Origin of the sequence: Streptomyces sp. NBC_00028 (assembly GCF_045041065.1) — a bacterium.
In the GTDB taxonomy this organism is placed as follows: domain Bacteria; phylum Actinomycetota; class Actinomycetes; order Streptomycetales; family Streptomycetaceae; genus Streptomyces.
The window spans coordinates 7,934,683-7,954,034 of sequence record NZ_CP108293.1 but is presented as its reverse complement, the minus strand read 5'-3'; the positions used below and the strand labels follow the sequence as shown (position 1 = coordinate 7,954,034).

The following is a 19,352-nucleotide window of genomic DNA, read 5'->3' as shown; positions in this document are numbered from 1 at the left end:
ACTCGTAGCAAGCAGCCGTAGACAGACCGCTTATCCACGGAACCTCAGGAGCACACCGTGACCGACGCCCACACCGCCGGCCCCTTCATCGCCGCCATCGACCAGGGCACCACCTCTTCCCGCTGCATCGTCTTCGACAGGGACGGCCGGATCGTCTCCGTCGACCAGAAGGAGCACGAGCAGATCTTCCCGAAGCCGGGCTGGGTCGAGCACAACGCCAACGAGATCTGGACCAACGTCCAGGAAGTCGTCGCCGGAGCCATCCAGAAGGCCGGCATCACCCGGGACGACATCAAGGCCATCGGTATCACCAACCAGCGTGAGACCACGCTGCTGTGGGACAAGAACACCGGTGAGCCCGTCCACAACGCCATCGTGTGGCAGGACACCCGCACCGACGCCCTGTGCAAGGAACTCGGGCGCAACGTCGGCCAGGACCGCTTCCGCCGCGAGACGGGTCTCCCCCTCGCCTCGTACTTCGCCGGCCCGAAGGCCCGCTGGCTGCTCGACAACGTCGAGGGTCTGCGGGAGCGCGCCGAGCGCGGCGACATCCTCTTCGGCACCATGGACACCTGGGTCATCTGGAACCTGACCGGTGGTGTCGACGGCGGCAAGCACTACACCGACGTCACCAACGCCTCGCGCACCATGCTGATGAACCTCCACACGCTGGAGTGGGACGAGAAGATCGCCGAGTCCATCGGCGTCCCGCTGTCGATGCTCCCGGAGATCCGCTCCTCCGCCGAGGTCTACGGCGAGGTCACCGGCGGCAAGCTGGGCGAGCTGCTCGGCGGCATCCCGGTCGCCTCGGCGCTCGGTGACCAGCAGGCGGCCCTGTTCGGCCAGACCTGTTTCGCCGAGGGCGAGGCCAAGTCGACGTACGGCACCGGCACGTTCATGCTCATGAACACCGGCGAGAAGATCATCAACTCGTACTCCGGTCTGCTTACCACCGTCGGCTACCGCATCGGCGACCAGGCTCCGGTCTACGCCCTCGAGGGCTCGATCGCCGTCACCGGTTCGCTGGTGCAGTGGATGCGCGACCAGATGGGTCTGATCTCCACCGCCGCCGAGATCGAGACGCTCGCGCTCTCGGTCGAGGACAACGGCGGCGCCTACTTCGTGCCGGCCTTCTCCGGCCTGTTCGCCCCGTACTGGCGCTCCGACGCCCGCGGTGTGATCGCCGGTCTGACCCGGTACGTCACCAAGGCGCACCTGGCGCGTGCCGTCCTGGAGGCCACCGCCTGGCAGACCCGTGAGATCACGGACGCCATGACCAAGGACTCGGGCGTCGAGCTCGCGGCCCTCAAGGTCGACGGCGGCATGACCTCCAACAACCTGCTGATGCAGACCCTCTCGGACTTCCTGGACGCCCCCGTGGTCCGTCCGATGGTCGCCGAGACGACCTGCCTCGGTGCCGCCTACGCCGCCGGTCTCGCCGTCGGCTTCTGGACCAACACCGACGACCTGCGTGCCAACTGGCGCCGGGCCGCCGAGTGGACCCCCCGCATGGACGCGGACGCCCGCGACCGTGAGTACAAGAGCTGGCTCAAGGCCGTCGAGCGGACGATGGGCTGGCTCGAGGACGAAGAGAGCTGACGAGAGCCACTCGTAGGCTCAGCACGCTCTGATGAGGAGTAAGAACCCGAAATGACCAGTCAGACCACCCTCCAGTCCGTGCCTGCCCTCGGTACGCGCCCGGCCTCCGGCTCCAACCCGAGCCGCGCCGAGACCCGGGAGCAGCTCGCCAAGGCGTCGTACGACCTTCTCGTGATCGGCGGCGGCATCCTGGGCATCTCCACCGCCTGGCACGCCGCGCAGTCCGGCCTGAGGGTGGCTCTGGTCGACGCCGGCGACTTCGCCGGCGCCACCTCCTCCGCCTCCTCCAAGCTTCTCCACGGCGGTCTGCGCTATCTGCAGACCGGCGCGGTGAAGCTGGTGGCGGAGAACCACTTCGAGCGCCGTGCGGTCTCCCGCCAGGTGGCTCCCCACCTGGCGAACCCGCTCACGTTCTACCTCCCCGTGTACAAGGGCGGGCCGCACGGCGCGGCGAAGCTCGGGGCGGGCGTCTTCGCCTACTCCGCGCTCTCCGCGTTCGGTGACGGCGTCGGTCACCTCCTGTCCCCCGCCAAGGCGGCGCAGGACGTGCCCGAGCTGCGTACCGACAACCTCAAGGCCGTCGCCGTCTACGGCGACGACCAGATGAACGACGCCCGTATGGCGCTGATGACGGTCCGCGCGGCCGTCGAGGCGGGCGCGGTCGTCCTCAACCACGCCGAGGTGACCGGCCTGCGCTTCACCAAGGGCCGGGTCACCGGTGCCGAGCTGCGCGACCGCACCTCCGGCGACGAGTTCGGCGTCAACGCCCGTCTGGTGCTGAACGCGACCGGCCCGTGGGTCGACCACCTGCGCAAGATGGAGGACCCGAACGCGGCTCCCTCCATCCGTCTCTCCAAGGGCGCGCACCTGGTCCTGAAGCGGACCGCGCCGTGGAAGGCCGCGCTCGCGACCCCCATAGACAAGTACCGGATCACCTTCGCCCTCCCGTGGGAGGACATGCTGCTCCTCGGTACCACCGACGAGGAGTTCGAGGGCGACCCGGCGGACGTCAAGGTCACCGAGAAGGACACCGCGCAGATCCTGGACGAGGCCGCGTTCTCCATCCGGGACCAGCAGCTCGACCGGGACCTGATCACGTACGCCTTCGCGGGTCTGCGGGTGCTGCCGGGTGGGCCCGGCGACACCGCCAAGGCCAAGCGCGAGACCGTCGTCACCGAGGGCAGGGGCGGCATGCTGTCCGTCGCGGGCGGCAAGTGGACGACGTTCCGGCACATCGGCCGCACCGTCATGCAGAAGCTGGAGGCCCTGCCGGGTCACCCGCTGGGCGATGACTTCGAACCGATCTCGTCCCTGCCCAAGAAGCTCCCGCTGCCGGGTGTCGCCAACCCGCGCGCGGTCGCGCACCGGCTGCTGGTCGACAATCCGGCCCCCGGCCCGCGCATGGCCGCCGACACGGCCAAGCACCTGGCGACCCACTACGGCTCCCTGGCCTTCGACATCGCCCGCCTGGCGAACGAGAACCCGGAGCTGGGCGAGCGCGTCCACCCCGACGCCCCCGAGATCTGGGCGCAGGTCGTGTACGCCCGTGACACCGAGTGGGCCGAGACGCCGGACGACGTGCTGCGCCGCCGCACGACGCTGACGATCCGCGGCCTGGCCACGGACGAGGTGCGGGCGAAGGTCCAGGACCTGCTCGACAAGAAGTAGGCGCTACGACTCGAAGGGCGCGGTTCCTCCTGACGGGAGCCGACCTGACCGAGGCCCGGCCCTCCTCCCCTATGGGGCCGGTACGCGAGAGGGGCGACTCCACGCCGATGGAGCCGCCCCTTTCGCATGCCGCGTTGTCAGTGGCGGGTGTTTTCATGGGGCGCATGGATACGGAACGGGCCACCCCCGCGGAACTCGCCGCGCTGCGGGAGGCGTTCGGGGTGGACGACGGGGGCGCTTCGGCGCTGGGGTGGGACGCGGTGCGGGCGTTCGAGGCGGAGCACGGCGTGGTGCTGCCGGAGCCGTACCGCTCGTTCGTGGCGGAGGTATCGGACGGGTCGTTCCAAGGGCCGCCGGAGTATGGGCTGGTAGGGCTGGCCGAGAGCGCCAAGGGGCAGGATCTGGGCCGGCCCTTCCCGCTCGCCGAGCCCTGGATGTGGGAGGACGACGACGGGGGGCACGAGGACCCCGAGGCCGTCGTCGAGCAGGTCGTCCACCGGGGTTCGCTGAACCTCGGCACGGACGGCTGCGGCATGGACTGGCATCTTGTCGTCACCGGCCCGCACCGCGGGCACATATGGCATGTCACCGACGTGGGCGCCCTGCCGTTCGGCGCGGAGTTCGGTCACACGACCTCCGCGCCGGGCTTCGTCGGCTGGGTGCGGCACTGGGGCGCCGGTGAGGAGTGGTTCGACGCCGAGTCAGCTCAGTGAGGCGACGGCCTCGCGTACGGCGGCCACGTCCCGCAGCTCCTCGCGGCGCACGATCAGTTCGCGGCCCAGCAGCAGCGCCCTGCGGGACGCCGGGGCGGGGTCCGGGAGGGTCGTCAGGTCGGTCAGATGGGCGAAGCCGATGATGCGGCGGACGATCTCCGTGCCGGCGTAGCCGACGGACTCCGTCCAGACGCGACGCAGGAAGCGGTCCAGGTAGGAGTCGTCGAAGAAGGTGTCGACGCGGCTCGGCCAGAGGCGGCGGAACTCCCTCTCGAACGCCTCCCAGGACAGCCGGAGTTGGTCGGCGTGGTCGGACAACGTACCCAACGCCCGCGCCCGTTCCTCGGACACCAGCACGTTGGCCCAGTACAGGCCGAGGTCGTAGCCGATCGGTCCGACGAAGGAGAACTCGGGGTCGAAGACCCGGACGACCGGGGCGCCTTCGCGGTCGCCGACCATGATGCTGCCGGTGTGCAGATCGCCGTGGAGGAGGGCCTGGGCGCTGGTCATGAAGGTGTGCCGGAGGTCGGCGACCTCCGTGCGCAGGCGCGCGTCCGCGCGGAACTCCGCCGCCAGGTCGGCGACGCCCTCGTGCCAGTGGTTGTGCTCGTGCTCGATGTACGGCTCGGAGAGAACCACGTCCTCCGTGATCTTGCACAGCTCGGGGCTGACGGAGGCGGCGATCAGTGCCTTGCGTTCGGCGGAGGGCATGCCGAAGTCGCTCGTGGCGAAGGCCAGTTGCGCCACGAACTCGCCCACGCGGGCCGAGGTGGCCGGGCCGTACGCCGCGCCGTCGTTGAGGAGCGTGCGCAGGACTTCCAGGTCCGACATGTCCTCCATGACGAGCGCGTAGTTCTCGGGGTCGTAGCCGTGGATCACCGGGATCTTGTCGGGGGCGACCTTGGCGACCTGGTCGTAGGCGCGGGCCTCGGCGTCCGCGCGGTCCGGGTTCATCGGCCAGGACGGTCCCGCCACGCGGACCCACGGCAGGGCCTGCTTCACGGCGAGGCTGTGGGTGCCGTCGGGCGCGGTGGCGAGGAAGACTCGGTTCATGTTGCCGTCGGAGACCTCGCGGACCTCCGGGTCTGCGGCCTCGTCCCAGTGGCCGCGCTCGCGCAGGTACGCCGGGATGTCCTCGGTCTCCAGGATGCGGTAACCCATGACTCTCCTTAGGCCGTGCGGCGCTTGGACAAGGTGAAGCTGAAGACCAGGGCGAGGATGAGGACCGCGCCCTCGACGACGTCCTGGGTGTAGTACGGCAGGCCCTTGATGGTCAGGCCGGTGGTGATGATGCCGATCAGGACCGCGCCGAGGGCCGTGCCCCAGACGTTGGGGCGGCCCCGGCCCAGCACGGAGGTGCCGACCAGCGCGACCGCCACGGCCTCCAGGAGCTGCGAGGTGCCGGCGGACACGTCGCCCTGGCCGATGCGGGAGGCCAGGATCAGGCCGCCGACGGAGGCGAGGACGCCGGACAGGACGTAGGCGAGGGCCCGGTAGGCGCCGACGCGGATGCCGGCCAGCCGGGACGCCTCGGGGTTGGCGCCGATGGCGTACAGCACCCGGCCCCAGCGGGTACGGGCGAGGAAGACCCAGGCGACGACGGTCAGTCCGCCGAAGACGAGGACCGAGATGGGGATGCCGAGGACCGTGCCGCGGTCGATCTTCAGGAAGCCCTCGGTGAACTTGCCAGGGGCGGTGGTGCCGTCGTCCAGGGTCATGCCCGGGGTGATGGACTGGCCGTCGACCAGGACGAGTTTGAGGCCCTGGACGATGAACAGGGTGCCGAGCGTCGCCAGCATGTCGGGGATCTTCAGGACGACGATCAGCAGGGCGTTGAGCAGGCCCACCACGGCGCCGGCCGCGAGCACCGCGAGGATCGCGACCGTACCGATCTGGTTGTAGACGACCATGGTCTGCGCGGCGACGGAGACGCCGAGGCCGGCGACCGCGCCGACGGACATGTCCATGCCGCCGACGGCCATGGTGAGGGTGACGCCGAGGCCGAGGATGGCGGCCACGGAGACATAGCGCAGGGTGTCGAGAAGGGTCGCCGACTCGCGGAACGAGCCCTCGCTGAGCGCGAAGTAGAGGAACAGCGCGACCGTCACGAAGATGAAGCCGTACTTGATGACGGCGTTCTGGAGGCGGGCCGCGGGGGTGGCCGTGGCGGACGGGGTCGCCGTCTTCACCGGGGTGCTCTGGGCTGTGGTCATGGATTGCTTCCTTCGGCGGCGGCGGGCGCGGGCGTCACACCGACGCCGAGATGGTCTGGATCACGCGGTCGCGTTCCGCGTCCTCGCCGTAGGCGTCGAGGTGGATCTCGCCGGCGGCCAGCACGACGACCCGGTCGGCGACCTCCAGCACCTCGTCGACGTCGGCGGACAGGACGAGCACCGCGGCGCCCTCGGCGGCCAGGGCACGGGCACGGCGGCCGATGTCCCGGCGGGCGCCGATGTCCACGCCTCGGAACGGCTCGTCCAGGATGAGGACGCGGGGTGTCTCGGCGAGCCAGCGGCCGACGACGACCTTCTGCTGGTTGCCGCCGGACAGCTCCTCGACGGTGCTGTGCTCGTCGCGGGTGACGACACCGAGGGCGTCGACGGTGTCGCGGCCGAGGGCGTCCTCCTTCGCCGTGTTGACGAGGCCGAGCCGGGACAGCGACTTCAGGAACGGCAGCGAGATGTTCTGGGCGAGCGACCAGCCGGGGACGAGGGCGTCGGCGTGCCGGTCCTCGGGGACCAGGTGGATGCCGCCGCGGATCGCGTCGGCGGGGCGGCGGGGCGTGTAGGGCTTGCCGTCCAGCTCGACCGCGCCGCTGGTGAAGGGTTCGGCGCCGAACAGGCCGCGGGCCAGCTCGGTCTTGCCCGCGCCCAACAGGCCGACGACGCCGGTGACTTCGCCGGTGCGGAGGTCGAGGTCGAGGGGTGTGCGGCCGTCGAAGAGACGGACCCCTCTCAGTGAGAGGACCACCTCACCGGAAGCCGCCCCTTCCCGCACCGGCCGTGCCGTGGTCGCCTCCTGGGCCTGGGCGAGCATCGCACGCAGGGCCGCGTCCCAGTCGAAGGGCTTGGCCTGGTCCTCGGTGAGACGGCCGTCCCGCAGGACGACCAGCCGGTCGGCCAGGGCGTCGATCTCGCCGAGGCGATGGGAGACGTAGAGGACGGCGATGCCGTCGTCGCGCATCTTCTCGACGAGGGCGAAGAGGCGTTCCGCCTCGGCCGCCGACAGTGCGGAGGTCGGCTCGTCGAGGATGAGGAGGCGCGGGCGGGTGGCCAGGGCGCGGGCGAGGATGAGCAACTGACGGTCGGAGATGCCGAGTTCGGTGACATCCCTTCTCAGCAAGGTGTCGCTCCAGCCCAGTTCCAGACCCGCCTGGATCTCGCGGGCGCGGGCCAGCAGCTTGGCGCCGTTGAGGAAGGGGTTGCCGCGGCGCTGGGCGAGTTCCTCGAAGACGAGGTTCTCGGCGACCGAGAGGCCGGGCACGATGCCCTCGCCGATGCGCTGGTGCACGGTCTGGATGCCCAACTGCCGGGCGGCCAGCGGTGACTGGAGAGCCGCGGGCTCCCCGGCGACCCGCACCTCGCCGCCGTGGTCCGTGTGCACGCCCGACAGGATCTTGATCAGCGTGGACTTGCCGGCGCCGTTCGCGCCGAGCAGCGCGACGACGCTGCCCGGTGCGATGTCCAGCGAGACGGACTCCAGGACCGTCCTGCCGCCGAAGGCCATGCTGACGTCGGTCAGGGAGACCGCCGGCGTCTCAGCCGACCCGGCGGCCCCGCTCGTCCCGGTCGTCTCAGTGGGCGACATTCGAGATCCAGTCCGCGGTCGAGACCTGGGCCAGGTTCAGCGCGGGCAGCGCCTCGCGCAGCTGGTCCATGTTCGCGATCTTCTTCTCGCGCAGGAAGTCCTGGGTGATGGCGACGGCCGGGAACTCGACCGAGGTCTTGTTCAGCTGACCGGCCAGTTCCAGGGCGGTGGTACGGACGACGGCGGCGCCGACCGCGGACGGGTCGGTGCCTGCCGTGGCGACCCAGGGGCTGTCGGCGGCGGTCATCTGCTGGATGTCGGCGTTGGAGACGTCCGCGCCGAAGACCTTCACCTTGTCCTGGAGCTTCTTGTTCTGCACGGCGAGGACGGTGCCCTTGGCGAGCTCGTCGTAGGGGGCGAAGACACCGGCGACGTCGCCGTGCTGGGTGAGCGCGGCGGAGACGAGGGGAACGTTGTCAGTGGCCGTGGAGTCGGTGACCTTGCCGACCTTGAACTCCTGCTTCCAGCCCTGCGCGGCGAGTTCCTTCGTCCAGACGGTGTTGCGCTTGTCGAGGGCGGCGTAGCCGGCGACGTTGACGTAGCCGACCTTGGCGTCCTTGCCGACCTCCTTGGCCATCACGTCGAGGACGGCCTGCGCCATGCTGGCGTCGTCCTGCTTGGTGGAGACGACGCCCTTGGTGGCCGTCTCGACGTCGTAGACGACGACCTTGATGCCCTTCTTCACGGCCTTGTCGATCTCCGGCTGGATGGTCGCCGGGAAGCCGTGGTCGATGATGATCGCCTTGGCGCCGGAGTTGATGGCCGAGGAGAGGTCGGTGGCCTGCTTGGCGTTGTCCGCCTGGGCGTCGTACACGGTCAGATCGATGCCAAGGGCCTTGGCCTGCGCCTTGGCGCCGTTGCCCCACTGCTCGAAGTAGTCGCCGGCGCCGCTCTGTCGGACCAGGGCGACCTTGACCGCGCCCGCGCTGAAGGGGGCGGGTTTCTTGCCGGTGGCGGCCGAGGCGGAGGCGGCGGTGTCGCCGGTGTCCTTGGAGGCGTCGGTGGACTGGGAGCAGCCGGACAGCACGAGCGCGGACACGGAGGCGAGGGAGAGCGCGGCGAGGGGCAGACGGGTGCGGGACATGAGGGGCTCCAGGTGCGGGGTGGTGCTGAGCAGAGGAAGAGGGTGCCGGGCCCGGAGCGCGAGCAGGGAGGGAATGCGCCACCGCGAAAAGGGCAGGGCGGGGCTCCGGGAGGGGTCAGCGACAGCTGGCGGTGGTCGTCCGGAGCAGGTCCACGTACAGCCGCCGTACGAGCAGCAGCGTCTTCATACGCAGATCATGAGAACGATTTCAGCCATACGTCAAAGGAGCGGAAGCGGTTTCTCAGCACGTGAGACAACGACTACGTCACACCGGATTGACCTGACATGGCGGGTTACCATCGCGGGACCGGCACCCGACCCGGCACAGTGAGGCCCCGATGACGACACCAGCCGCAAAAGCGCTGCGTATGCCCTGCATGCGCCGCTGTTGTCGCGCGCTGTGTCGCGGCTGACCGACTGTCCCGTCCCGTTTCGCCGCCCCCTCTTCCTCTCCCGCCCGTCCGGTGCTTGTCTCGGTATCCGGACTTTCCTTCCAGACTCCCGGAGTTGTTCCCATGACGCTGCTGACCACCTGGTCCGAGTCCGGCCCCGAGACGCAGGTCCGCCGTACCTCGGACCCCGCCGAGATCGCCGAGGCGCTTCTGCCGCTCGGTGTGCGTTACGAGCAGTGGCCGATCCGCGAGGACGTGCCCTTCGACGCCGACAGCGACACGGTCTTCGCCGCGTACGGCCCCGAGATCGAGAAGCTGAACGCCGAGGAGGGCTTCACCACCGTCGACGTCCTCGGTCTGCACCCCAGTGACGACCCGGAGTTCCCGGCGAAGGCCAAGGCCGCCCGCGAGAAGTTCCTCCAGGAGCACACGCACGACGACGATGACGAGGTCCGCTTCTTCGTCTCCGGCTCCGGCATCTTCTACCTTCACGTGAACGGCGAGGTGCACGCGGTCTTCTGCGAGAAGGGCGACCTGCTGGGCGTCCCGCGCGGCACCACCCACTGGTTCGACATGGGCACGAACCCCTCGTTCACCGCGATCCGCTTCTTCCACGAGGAGGACGGCTGGATCGGCAACTTCACCGGCTCGCCGATCGCGTCCCGCTTCCCGGACTACGACACGATCGCGGCGGGTTACGAGGCGGACAAGGCCTCCGCATGAGTCTGTTGTACGACGTGGACGCCGTGGTGCTCGACATCGAGGGCACCACGAGCGCCACGGGCTTCGTCATCGACGTCCTCTACCCGTACTCCCGCTCACGTTTCGGAGCACTGCTCTCTGAGCGGAGCGGTGATCCGGACGTCCAGCGGGCCGTCGCCCAGGTCCGCGAGGAGCTCGGCGACCCGGACGCGGACGCGGCGGCCGTCGAGAAGGCCCTGAACGCCTGGCTCGACGAGGACCGCAAGGCCACCCCGCTGAAGACACTCCAGGGCATCATCTGGTCCGAGGGCTTCGCCCGCGGCGACCTCGTCTCGCACTTCTACGACGACGTCGTACCGCGCCTGCGCGCGTGGCACGCGGCCGGCCTCACGTTGTACGTCTACTCGTCCGGCTCGGTGGCCGCGCAGCGGGCGTGGTTCACCAACAGCCCGGAGGGCGACCTCACGTCGCTGGTCTCGGGGCTGTACGACACCGAGAACGCGGGACCCAAGCAGGCGCCGGAGTCGTACCGCCGTATCGCGCGGGCGACCGGCGTCGAGCCCGCCAGACTTCTCTTCCTCTCCGACCGCCCCGGCGAGCTGGACGCGGCCCGCGCGGCCGGCTGGCACGCGGTCGGCATCCGGCGGCCCGGGGAGCCGTACTACGAGCAAGGCGTCGGCGACCACGCGCAGGCGGGGACGTTCGACGAGATCACCGTTTCTAGGAGCACCGCATGACCGCCGAGATCAGCGCACTCGACCTGGAGGAGGCGGGGGCGGTCCTCGCCGCCGAGTCCGCCCGCTTCGCCGCCTTCGGCTGGATGCGGGGCACCTCCGGCAACCTGTCCGTGGTGCTCACCCGTGACCCGCTGCGGCTCGCGGTCACCGCGAGCGGCCACGACAAGGGCGAACTGACGCCCGCCGACGTGGTGTTGGTGGACGGACAGGGCGCTGCCGTCCAGGGCGGCAAGCCGTCCGCCGAGGCCGAACTGCACGCGCGCGTCGCCGCGCTGACGGGCGCCGGGGCGGTCGTACACGTCCACACGGTGGCGTCCGTGGCCATGGGCCGGCGCGATCCGGGCGGGATCGTCTTCCGGGACCTGGAGATGCTCAAGGGCGTCGGCCAGCCCGCGCACGACGTCGAGGTGACGCTGCCGGTCATCGCCAACAGCCAGGACATGAAGGTGCTCGGGGACCGGCTGGAGGAGGCGCGGAACCCGCGGATGCCGGCCGTCGTGGTCGCGGGGCACGGGCTGTACGTGTGGGGCGCCGACCCCCGTCAGGCGCGGCACCACACCGAAGTGGTGGAGTGGCTGCTGGAGTTGGAGCTGTCGCAGCGCTGAGCGGCATGGAGAACATGAAGAAGGGGACCCCCGGAGACTACGGATTCCAGGGGTCCCCTTCTTCGGCTTCCGTCTACTTGAGGTGATCGCCCGGCAGTTGACCGGCGGCGACCTCCAGGACGCCCCGCTCCGTCACCAGCCCCGTCACCAGCCGCCCCGGCGTCACGTCGAAGGCGGGGTTGTGGCCGCGCGACTCGGCGGGTGCCGTCCGTACCCCGCCCCACTCCAACACCTCGGCCTCGCCGCGGAGTTCGATGTGGATGTCGTCGCCGGTCTTGGTGGCGAGGTCGACCGTCGTCGTCGGCGCGGCCACCAGGAACGGGATGCCGGCGTCGGCGCAGGCCAGCGCGACGCCCACGGTGCCGACCTTGTTGGCGGTGTCGCCGTTGGCCGCGATGCGGTCCGCGCCGACGATCGCCGCGTCGACCTCGCCGCGCAGGATGGTTCCGGCGGCGGCCCCGTCGGCCTGGACGTAGTGCGGTATGCCCTCCTGGACCAACTCCCAGGCGGTGAGCCGCGATCCCTGGAGCAGCGGGCGCGTCTCGTCGGCGTACACCACCTCCAGGCGTCCGCGCGCGTGGAGTTCGCGGATGACGCCCAGTGCCGTGCCCCAGCCGGCGGTGGCGAGGGCGCCGGTGTTGCAGTGGGTCAGGATGCGCAACGAGCGGTCCTCGCCGACCATGTCGAGCAGCCAGTCGGCGCCGTGCGCGCCCATCGCGCGGTTCGCCTCGACGTCCTCGCGCTGGACGGCGGCGGCCTCCGCGAGGACCGCGTCGAGGCCCTCCTCGAAGCGGGTCATGACCCGGTCCACGCACACCATGAGGTTGACGGCCGTGGGGCGGGCCGCGCGGACCCGGGCGACGGCCGCGCGGACCTCGTCCACCGACCAGCCCTCGCGCTGCCCCTCGATGAGCGCGAGCGCGACTCCGTACGCGCCGGCCGCCCCGATGGCGGGCGCGCCACGCACCACGAGACGCTGGATCGCGTCGACCAGGGTGTCCACATCGCGGACATCCATCGTCTCGGTGCGCTGGGGCAGCAGCGTCTGGTCGATGAGGGCGAGGCTCTCCCCGGTCCAATCGACCGCGCGCAATTCCTGGGGCATATCGGGACACTCCTGATGTTCCGGTGGTCTCCGCCACCGTACATGACCTGCACGAACCATAGTTCGAGACAGTCGAGCAGATGTCCGGAAACGGATGCTACTGTCCGCCAATCAGTCCGCAGACCGAGACGAAGGAGGAAAGACCGTGCTGCTGACCAAGCGCCGTTTCCTCGACTTCGGCCGGTGTGCCGGCGACGGCTGTCGACGCTGACCCCCGTCCCCGCAGCGTCACCCCGTCCACCCTCACGCGCTCCTGACGGAGCGCGCATCGCCGTATCCGGAAGGTCTCCCCGATGCTTCGCAGATCCCGTCGTACCCTCCAGGTCGCCGCCGCCACCGCGCTCATGGTCACCGCGGCCACCGCCTGCAACGCCGCCGCGAAAAGCGAATCCGCCGGCGCGAGCGCGGGCAGCGACACGTCGTTCACGCTGGTCACCCCGGACGCCGTCGGCCAGAACGAGTTCCTGAAGCTCGCTGTCACCGGTATCGAGTCCGCGGCGAAGAAGCACGACGGCACGCAGAAGGTCTACGAGTCCACCGACAGCGCCTCCCAGCAGCAGAACGTGCAGGCCGCGGTCGACGCCAAGCCCGATGTCGTCGTGCTGGTCGGCTTCGAGTTCGCGGACATCGTCGCCCAGCAGGCCGAGAAGAACCCGAAGCAGCAGTTCCTGATCATCGACGCCTGCACCACCAAGACCTTCAAGAACGTCAGTTGCGCGGTCTTCCGCGAGCACGAGGGCGTCTACCTCGCCGGCGCCGAGGCGGGTCTGCTCAGCAAGTCCGGCAAGGTCGGCGCGGTCGACGTCCTCGACACGCCCCAGTTCCGCCGCTACAGCGACCCGTTCGCGGCCGGTGCCAAGAAGGTCGCGCCGAAGACCACGACGGACACCCGTTTCGTCGGCGGCCAGTCCCCGTTCGACGACTCGGCCCGCGCCAAGGAGCAGGCGGGCACCCTGCTCGCCAAGGGCTACGACCAGCTCATGGCGGCCGCGGCGGCAGGCAACTACGGCGTGTTCGAGGCCGCGAAGGCCAAGGGCGCCTACGCGTACGGCGTCGACGTCAACCAGTGCACCGCGGCGCCCGGCACGGTCGTCGACAACGTGATCAAGCGCACGGACATCGCCGTCGAGAAGGGCATCGAGTCGGTGCTCGGTGGGAAGACGGGCACGACCGTCTCCTACGGCCTCAAGGAGGGCGGCATCAGCCTGACCGGCCTGGAGGACGGCGTCGAGACGTCGAAGTGCGTGATCGCCGACCACACGGACGTGCTCGCGAAGGTCAAGGAACTGCGCGACCAGATCGTGTCCGGGAAGCTGACGGTCGATGACCCCGCCGCGAGCTGACGCCCCGGACGTCGCCGTCGAACTCCGGGGAATCACCAAGCGGTTCCCCGGCACGGTCGCCAACGACGCCGTCGACCTGACCGTCCGGCGCGGCGAGATCCACGCCCTCATGGGCGAGAACGGCGCGGGCAAGTCCACCCTCATGTCGATCCTGTACGGCATGACGCGCGCCGACGCCGGCTCGGTCCTCGTCGACGGGCGCGAGGCGGACTTCGCCAGCCCGGGCGACGCGATGGCCGCCGGACTCGGCATGGTCCACCAGAGCTTCAAGCTGTTCGACTCGCTGAGCGTGGCCGAGAACGTCGTCCTCGCCGCCGAGCCGCGCCGCTTCGGCCTGGTGGACCGGGCCGCGGCCCGCCGACGGGTGCGTGAACTCGCCGAGGAACACGGCCTGGCCGTGGACCCGGACGCACGCGTCGGCGAGCTGCCGGTCGGCCTGCGCCAGCGCGTCGAGATCCTGAAGCTGCTGCACCGCGGCGCCCGCACGCTGATCCTCGACGAGCCGACGGCGGTGCTCACGCCCGCCGAGGCGGACGCGCTGTTCGCGGTCCTCAAGTCCCTGGCCGCACAGGGCCGTACGGTGATCCTCGTCACGCACAAGCTGCGCGAGGTCCTCGAAGGCAGCGACCGCGTGACCGTCCTGCGCGACGGCCGGGTGGTCGCCCGTCTGGTCACCGCGGAGACCTCCGCCGACGAGATCGCCGCCGCGATGACCGGCCGCGCGGTCGAACTCGACCGCATCCACGCCCCGGGCACCCCGGGTGACGTGGTCCTGGCCGTGTCCGGCCTCACCACCGACGGGGTGAGCGAGGCCTCGCTCACGGTGCGGGCGGGCGAGATCGTCGGCATCGCGGGCGTCGCGGGCAACGGCCAGAGCGAGCTGATCGAGGCGCTGGCCGGACTGCGGCCGACCACCGCGGGCAGGGTGACGCTCCTTCAGCAGGACATCTCCCACGCCTCGGCCACCGAACGCCGCCTCAAGGGGCTCGCGTACGTCCCCGAGGACCGTCACGCGGTCGGTACGGCCCCTGCCGCGTCCGTCGCCGAGAACCTCGCGATGGGACATCACCGTACGACCCTGTCGTCCCGCGGCCTGCTGCCCCCGGCCGGCGTCAGGGCGCACGCACGGCAGCTCATCGAACGCTTCGGCATCAAGGCCCCGACCCCCGAGGTGCCCGCCTCCGCGCTCTCCGGCGGCAATCTCCAGAAGCTGCTCATCGGCCGTGAACTCGCCCACGAGGTACCCCTGTTGCTCGTCGAGCAGCCGACCCGCGGGGTCGACATCGGCGCCATCCAGAACATCCACGACCAGCTGATCGCCTACCGCGACGCCGGTCACGCCGTGCTCCTCGTCTCGGCCGAACTGAGCGAGATCCGGGGGCTGGCGGACCGGGTGCTGGTCATGTACGAGGGCCGGATCACGGCGTCGTACGACAAGAACCAGGCGGACGAACGGACGCTGGGCCTCGCGATGGCGGGCGGCGCCTCAAGGGAAGCCGTCACGGTGGAGGCCGTCGACTGACATGAACAACCGGATCCTCGGAGCCCTGCGCTCCCCCATCACCTTCTCCGTGCTCGCGGGCGTCCTGATCGGCGCCCTGTTCCTCGTCGGGACCGGCGCGGACCCGATCGCGTCCTACGAGGCGGTCCTCACCGGCTCGTTGGGCGCCGACGGCATCGGCTCCACGCTGACGACCGGCACCAGTGTGCTCGGCATGGCGCTGGCGCTGGCCATCCCGCTGCGGGCCGGACTCATCAACCTCGGCGGCGACGGCCAGATGGTCCTCGGCGGCATCACGGCGGCCGTGACCGGCCTCTACTCCCCGTTGCCGGCCCCGCTGACCGTCGTGCTCGCGCTGCTCGCGGGCATGGCGGCGGGCGCCGCGTACGCAGCTCTGGCCGCCCTGTGCGAGAACCACTTCGGTGTCCCGCTGCTGGTCAGCAGCCTGCTGCTGAGCTACCCGGCGGTGTCGCTCGCCTCCTATCTGGCGCGCTACCCGCTGAAGGAGCCCGGCTCCAGCCTGCCGCAGACCCGTTCCCTGCCCGACGGGGTGGCGCTGCCCGCGTTCGGCGACTCCACGGTCACCTGGGGGCTCGTTCTGGTCGTCCTCGCGGCAGCCGCTTATTGGTTCACCGACCAGCGGACCGCGATCGGGTACGAAATACGGATGACCGGTCTCAACTCCCGCTTCGCCGCCTACGCGGGCGTCGAACGCCGGGGCCTGACCCTGAAGTTGATGTCCGTCTCGGGCGCGACCGCCGGACTCGTGGGCGCCATCGGGGTGTTGAGCTTCCCGTACCGCTTCGTGGACGGCTCGCTGACCGCGCCCGGCTACACCTGGACGGGACTCACCGCCGCGCTGCTGGCGACGGCCGCTCCGCTCGGCACGGTCGTCGCGTCCTTCTTCTTCGCCGTCCTCCAGGTCGGCGGCCTGGCGATGGAGCGGACCACGGAGGTGCCGCGCGAGCTGACCCAGGTGCTCCAGGCGATCGTGATCGTGTTCCTCGCGGCCCGACTGCGCTTTCCCAGCAGGTGGTTCAACCGTCGCAAGGAGGCGGTGTGATGTTCTTCGACTCCGATCTCCTGATGTCGGCGCTGCGCGCCCTGACCCCGATCCTGCTGGCCGCGCTGGGCGGTGCGATCTGCGAGCGGGCCGGCGTCTTCAACATCGGCCTCGAAGGCATGATGCTGATGGGCTGCTTCACTGCGGTGGCCACGAGCTGGTTCACCGGCAGCCCGTGGCTCGGCGTGCTGGCGGCGGCGCTGGCCGCGGCGGCGTACTCGCTGATCCTGGCGGTGGGGACGGTGACCCTGCGCGGGGACGCGGTCGTTCTGGGCGTCGCGATGAACCTCCTCGCCGTGGGTCTGACGAGTTTCCTCCTCCGTACGGTCTTCGGTGTGCAGGGCACTTTTGACGACCCGTCACTCGCCGGGCTGCCGCTGATCGGCGGACTGAGCCCGCTCGCCTATGTGTCGTGGGCGGCGGTCGGGGTGGCCGCGTTGATGCTGTCCCGGCATGTGTGGGGGCTCAGGCTGCGCGGGGTCGGCGAGGCGCCGGACGCGGCGGCCACGCTCGGGGTGAGCCCCGCCAAGTACAAGTACGCGGCCGTGCTGGTCTCCGGCGTGCTGTGCGGTCTGGCCGGGGCCCAACTCGCGCTCGGCAACGTCACGTTGTTCACCGAGAACATGACCGCGGGCCGCGGCTGGATCGCCGTCGTCGCCGTCATGCTCGGCCGCGCCCTGCCCCTCGGCGTCCTGCTCGCCGCGCTGCTCTTCGGGCTCGCCGAGGCGGCCGGCTTCCGCCTCCAGGGTCTCGGTCTGCCCCAACAGGCCACCGACGCGGCGCCGTACGTCGTCACGCTCGGCGCTCTCTTCCTCACCACGGCACGCCGTCGTCGCCGTGTCCGCCCGTCGTCCACCGGAGCCGCCTCATGACGCAGGACCTGCTGCCCATCACCCGTATACCCCGCACCGGCCTGCCGGCCCACGCGGTCGTCGTCGGTGACCCGGCGCGCGCCGCGGCCGTCGCCGCCCTGCTCGACGGCGCCGAGGAGGTGTCCTACCACCGGGAGTACCGTGTGTTCAGCGGCAGTTGGAAGGGTCTGCCGGTCGTCGTCGCCTCGCACGGCGTGGGCGGCCCGGGCGCGATCCTGCTGTTCCAGGAGCTCGCGGACGCGGGCGTGCGGGTGCTGCTGCGGTTCGGTACGGCGGGTGCGATGAAGCCGGGGATCGCTGACGGCGACCTCGTGATCGCGGAGGCGGCCGTCCGCGACGACGGTGTCACCCAGCAGCTGCTGCCGCCGGAGTACCCGGCGGTCTCCTCCCCCGAGGCCGTCTTCGCACTCCAGCGCGCGGCCCGCGCGGCCGACGCCCCGCACCACCGTGGCGTCGTCTGGACCCGCGCGGCCTTCCAGCCCGGCCTGCTGCCCCTCTTCTCCTACGACGGTGCCGGCCTCGCCGCCATCGAGATGGAGCTCTCCGCCCTGCTGATCACGGCGTCGCTGCGCGGTCTGGTCGCGGGCGGTGTGCTGGTGATCGACGGGGCGAACGCGGACGAGCTGGTGGACGAGGGCGGCGAGAGCGCCTACGACCCGCACCGCGAGGTCGTCGCGGCGGGTGTGGAGCGGGGTGCCGTGGTGTCGCTGGAGGCGCTGCGGGTGCTGGCGGAGGAGTACGGGCTGTGAGCGTCGACCTGCTGGTGCACGGCGGTGACGTCCTCACCGTCGACGACGCCGGAACCGTCGTACGGGACGGGGCGGTCGCCGTCCACGAGGGCGAGATCGTCGCGGTCGGTCCCGCCGAGGAGCTGAAAGCGCGCTTTACAGCGGCCGAGGCCATTGACGCGGCGGGCTGCCTCGTCCTCCCCGGTCTCGTCAACACGCACACCCATCTCGCGATGACCCTCATACGCGGTCTCGCCGACGACGTCACCCTCCAGGGCTTCCTGGAGCGGGTGCTGCCCGCCGAGGCCGAGCTGCTGGCGCCGAAGAACGTGGCGGCGGCGGTACGGCTGGCGGTCGCCGAGAGCGTACGGGCCGGGGTGACCTCCGCGCTCGACATGTACTGGTTCCACGAGGCGGCCGAGCAGGTGGCGCGCGAGGCGGGCTGGCGGCTGCACACCGGGCCGACCTTCATGGACGTACCCGGACCGCCGGACGGCATCGCGTACGAGGACCGGCTGGACTGGGCGCGGCGGGACCTCCAGGCGCGTGGCCCGGCCCGCCCCGGCAACCGGCCCGTGGTGTTCGCGCACTCGACGTACACCCTCTCCCCCGACCAGCTCGTCGAGATCTTCGCCCTGGCACGGGAGTTCGGCGCCCTCGTCCACATCCACGCGGCCGAGAACGCCACCGAGGTCGCCACCGTCGAGGTCAAGTACGGCAAGCGGCCTGTGGAGTTGCTGGATTCGCTCGGGCTGCTCGGCGACGACGTGCTGCTCGCCCACGCCGTGGACCTGACCGGCCCGGAGATCGCCGCGCTGGCCCGCACCGGCACCTCGGTCGCCCACTGTCCGGTCTCCAACCTGAAGTTGGGCTGCGGGATCGCGCCGGTGGCGCGGCTGCTGAGCGCCGGGGTGACCGTCGGGCTCGGTACGGACGGGGCCGTCAGCTCCAACACGCTGGACGTACTGGGGGCGGTGCGGCTGGCGGCGCTCGTGCAGAAGGCGGGCGGCGACCCCACGGCGGTCGGCGCCGAACAGGCCGTACGCATGGCGACGATCGAGGGCGCGCGGGCGCTCGGGCTCGGGGAGCGGCTGGGCTCGCTGGAGGCGGGCAAGCGGGCCGACCTCGTCGTCCTCGACCTGAACGCCCCGCATCTGCGGCCGCTGCACGACCCGTGGTCGACGCTCGCCTACGCCGCGCACTCGGCGGACGTACGGGACGCCGTGGTCGACGGGCGGGTGCTGATGCGGGACCGGGTGCTGACGACGCTGGACGAGGCGGCCGTGATCGCCGACCTGGAGGTTCTCGTCCGACCGGTCTGACCGTTCCGACCGTCCTGACCGTTCTGACCGGGGAATTCCCCCTCCCGAACGGCCTGTGGGCCCCCATAATGACCTGAGACATCGGATGTCTCGACGGACATGCGCGTGAAC

17 protein-coding genes are annotated in these 19,352 nt (G+C 70.8%); 12 read left to right on the top strand and 5 right to left on the bottom strand.

Annotation, left to right across the window (positions count from 1 at the left end):
• Window positions 1-57: 57 nt before the first annotated feature.
• From glpK to OG885_RS35855, 3 genes are all read left to right on the top strand, one after another.
• Window positions 58-1,599, top strand: a complete 1,542-nt coding sequence (gene glpK, locus OG885_RS35865; RefSeq protein WP_405738824.1) for a glycerol kinase GlpK — start codon at window positions 58-60, stop codon at window positions 1,597-1,599.
• A gap of 51 nt (window positions 1,600-1,650) precedes the next feature.
• Window positions 1,651-3,267: an FAD-dependent oxidoreductase gene (locus OG885_RS35860; protein WP_405738821.1), complete on the top strand. Its 1,617-nt coding sequence runs from the start codon at window positions 1,651-1,653 to the stop codon at window positions 3,265-3,267.
• 164 nt (window positions 3,268-3,431) lie between these two features.
• On the top strand, window positions 3,432-3,980 hold the full coding sequence (locus OG885_RS35855; RefSeq protein WP_405738818.1) for an SMI1/KNR4 family protein: 549 nt from the start codon (window positions 3,432-3,434) through the stop codon (window positions 3,978-3,980).
• Here OG885_RS35855 and mtnK read toward each other — a convergent pair.
• From mtnK to OG885_RS35835, 4 genes are read right to left on the bottom strand one after another with little or no spacing between them, the layout of a single operon-like run.
• Complete coding sequence (mtnK, locus tag OG885_RS35850; protein ID WP_405738815.1) at window positions 3,969-5,141, bottom strand: S-methyl-5-thioribose kinase; 1,173 nt, start codon at window positions 5,139-5,141, stop codon at window positions 3,969-3,971. The genes OG885_RS35855 and mtnK overlap by 12 nt on opposite strands.
• 8 nt (window positions 5,142-5,149) lie before the next feature.
• Window positions 5,150-6,193 carry an ABC transporter permease gene (locus OG885_RS35845; RefSeq protein ID WP_405738812.1) on the bottom strand — a complete coding sequence of 348 codons (1,044 nt, stop codon included), beginning with the start codon at window positions 6,191-6,193 and terminating at the stop codon, window positions 5,150-5,152.
• Between the two features lie 34 nt (window positions 6,194-6,227).
• Window positions 6,228-7,787 carry a sugar ABC transporter ATP-binding protein gene (locus OG885_RS35840; protein WP_405738809.1) on the bottom strand — a complete coding sequence of 520 codons (1,560 nt, stop codon included), beginning with the start codon at window positions 7,785-7,787 and terminating at the stop codon, window positions 6,228-6,230.
• On the bottom strand, window positions 7,774-8,871 hold the full coding sequence (locus OG885_RS35835) for a substrate-binding domain-containing protein (protein ID WP_405738806.1): 1,098 nt from the start codon (window positions 8,869-8,871) through the stop codon (window positions 7,774-7,776). The genes OG885_RS35840 and OG885_RS35835 overlap by 14 nt, the downstream gene beginning before the upstream one ends.
• A 515-nt stretch (window positions 8,872-9,386) precedes the next feature.
• Here OG885_RS35835 and OG885_RS35830 point away from each other — a divergent pair.
• Genes OG885_RS35830 through mtnB form a run of 3 tightly spaced genes read left to right on the top strand, consistent with a single transcriptional unit; the run spans window position 9,387 to window position 11,307 of the window.
• On the top strand, window positions 9,387-9,986 hold the full coding sequence (locus OG885_RS35830; protein ID WP_405738803.1) for a 1,2-dihydroxy-3-keto-5-methylthiopentene dioxygenase: 600 nt from the start codon (window positions 9,387-9,389) through the stop codon (window positions 9,984-9,986).
• Window positions 9,983-10,702 (top strand): acireductone synthase, encoded by a 720-nt coding sequence (gene mtnC, locus OG885_RS35825; RefSeq protein WP_405738800.1) that lies wholly within the window; start codon window positions 9,983-9,985, stop codon window positions 10,700-10,702. The genes OG885_RS35830 and mtnC overlap by 4 nt, the downstream gene beginning before the upstream one ends.
• Window positions 10,699-11,307 (top strand): methylthioribulose 1-phosphate dehydratase, encoded by a 609-nt coding sequence (gene mtnB / locus OG885_RS35820; RefSeq protein ID WP_399957815.1) that lies wholly within the window; start codon window positions 10,699-10,701, stop codon window positions 11,305-11,307. The genes mtnC and mtnB overlap by 4 nt, the downstream gene beginning before the upstream one ends.
• Before the next feature lie 73 nt (window positions 11,308-11,380).
• Here mtnB and mtnA read toward each other — a convergent pair whose 3' ends face one another.
• Window positions 11,381-12,412: an S-methyl-5-thioribose-1-phosphate isomerase gene (mtnA, locus tag OG885_RS35815; protein WP_405738797.1), complete on the bottom strand. Its 1,032-nt coding sequence runs from the start codon at window positions 12,410-12,412 to the stop codon at window positions 11,381-11,383.
• Between the two features lie 293 nt (window positions 12,413-12,705).
• Here mtnA and OG885_RS35810 point away from each other — a divergent pair, with 293 nt between their 5' ends.
• Genes OG885_RS35810 through OG885_RS35785 form a run of 6 tightly spaced genes read left to right on the top strand, consistent with a single transcriptional unit; the run spans window position 12,706 to window position 19,241 of the window.
• Window positions 12,706-13,755 carry a BMP family ABC transporter substrate-binding protein gene (locus OG885_RS35810; RefSeq protein ID WP_405738794.1) on the top strand — a complete coding sequence of 350 codons (1,050 nt, stop codon included), beginning with the start codon at window positions 12,706-12,708 and terminating at the stop codon, window positions 13,753-13,755.
• Entirely contained in the window at window positions 13,736-15,277 is a 1,542-nt protein-coding gene (locus tag OG885_RS35805) for an ABC transporter ATP-binding protein (protein WP_405738791.1), read from the top strand. The genes OG885_RS35810 and OG885_RS35805 overlap by 20 nt, the downstream gene beginning before the upstream one ends.
• A gap of 1 nt (window position 15,278) precedes the next feature.
• Window positions 15,279-16,319: an ABC transporter permease gene (locus OG885_RS35800; protein ID WP_405738788.1), complete on the top strand. Its 1,041-nt coding sequence runs from the start codon at window positions 15,279-15,281 to the stop codon at window positions 16,317-16,319.
• Window positions 16,319-17,191: an ABC transporter permease gene (locus OG885_RS35795; protein ID WP_405738785.1), complete on the top strand. Its 873-nt coding sequence runs from the start codon at window positions 16,319-16,321 to the stop codon at window positions 17,189-17,191. The genes OG885_RS35800 and OG885_RS35795 overlap by 1 nt, the downstream gene beginning before the upstream one ends.
• Window positions 17,188-17,940: a nucleoside phosphorylase gene (locus OG885_RS35790; RefSeq protein ID WP_405738782.1), complete on the top strand. Its 753-nt coding sequence runs from the start codon at window positions 17,188-17,190 to the stop codon at window positions 17,938-17,940. Before OG885_RS35795 ends, OG885_RS35790 begins: the two co-directional genes overlap by 4 nt.
• Window positions 17,937-19,241 carry an amidohydrolase gene (locus OG885_RS35785; protein ID WP_405738779.1) on the top strand — a complete coding sequence of 435 codons (1,305 nt, stop codon included), beginning with the start codon at window positions 17,937-17,939 and terminating at the stop codon, window positions 19,239-19,241. The genes OG885_RS35790 and OG885_RS35785 overlap by 4 nt, the downstream gene beginning before the upstream one ends.
• The last annotated feature ends 111 nt before the right edge of the window (window positions 19,242-19,352 follow it).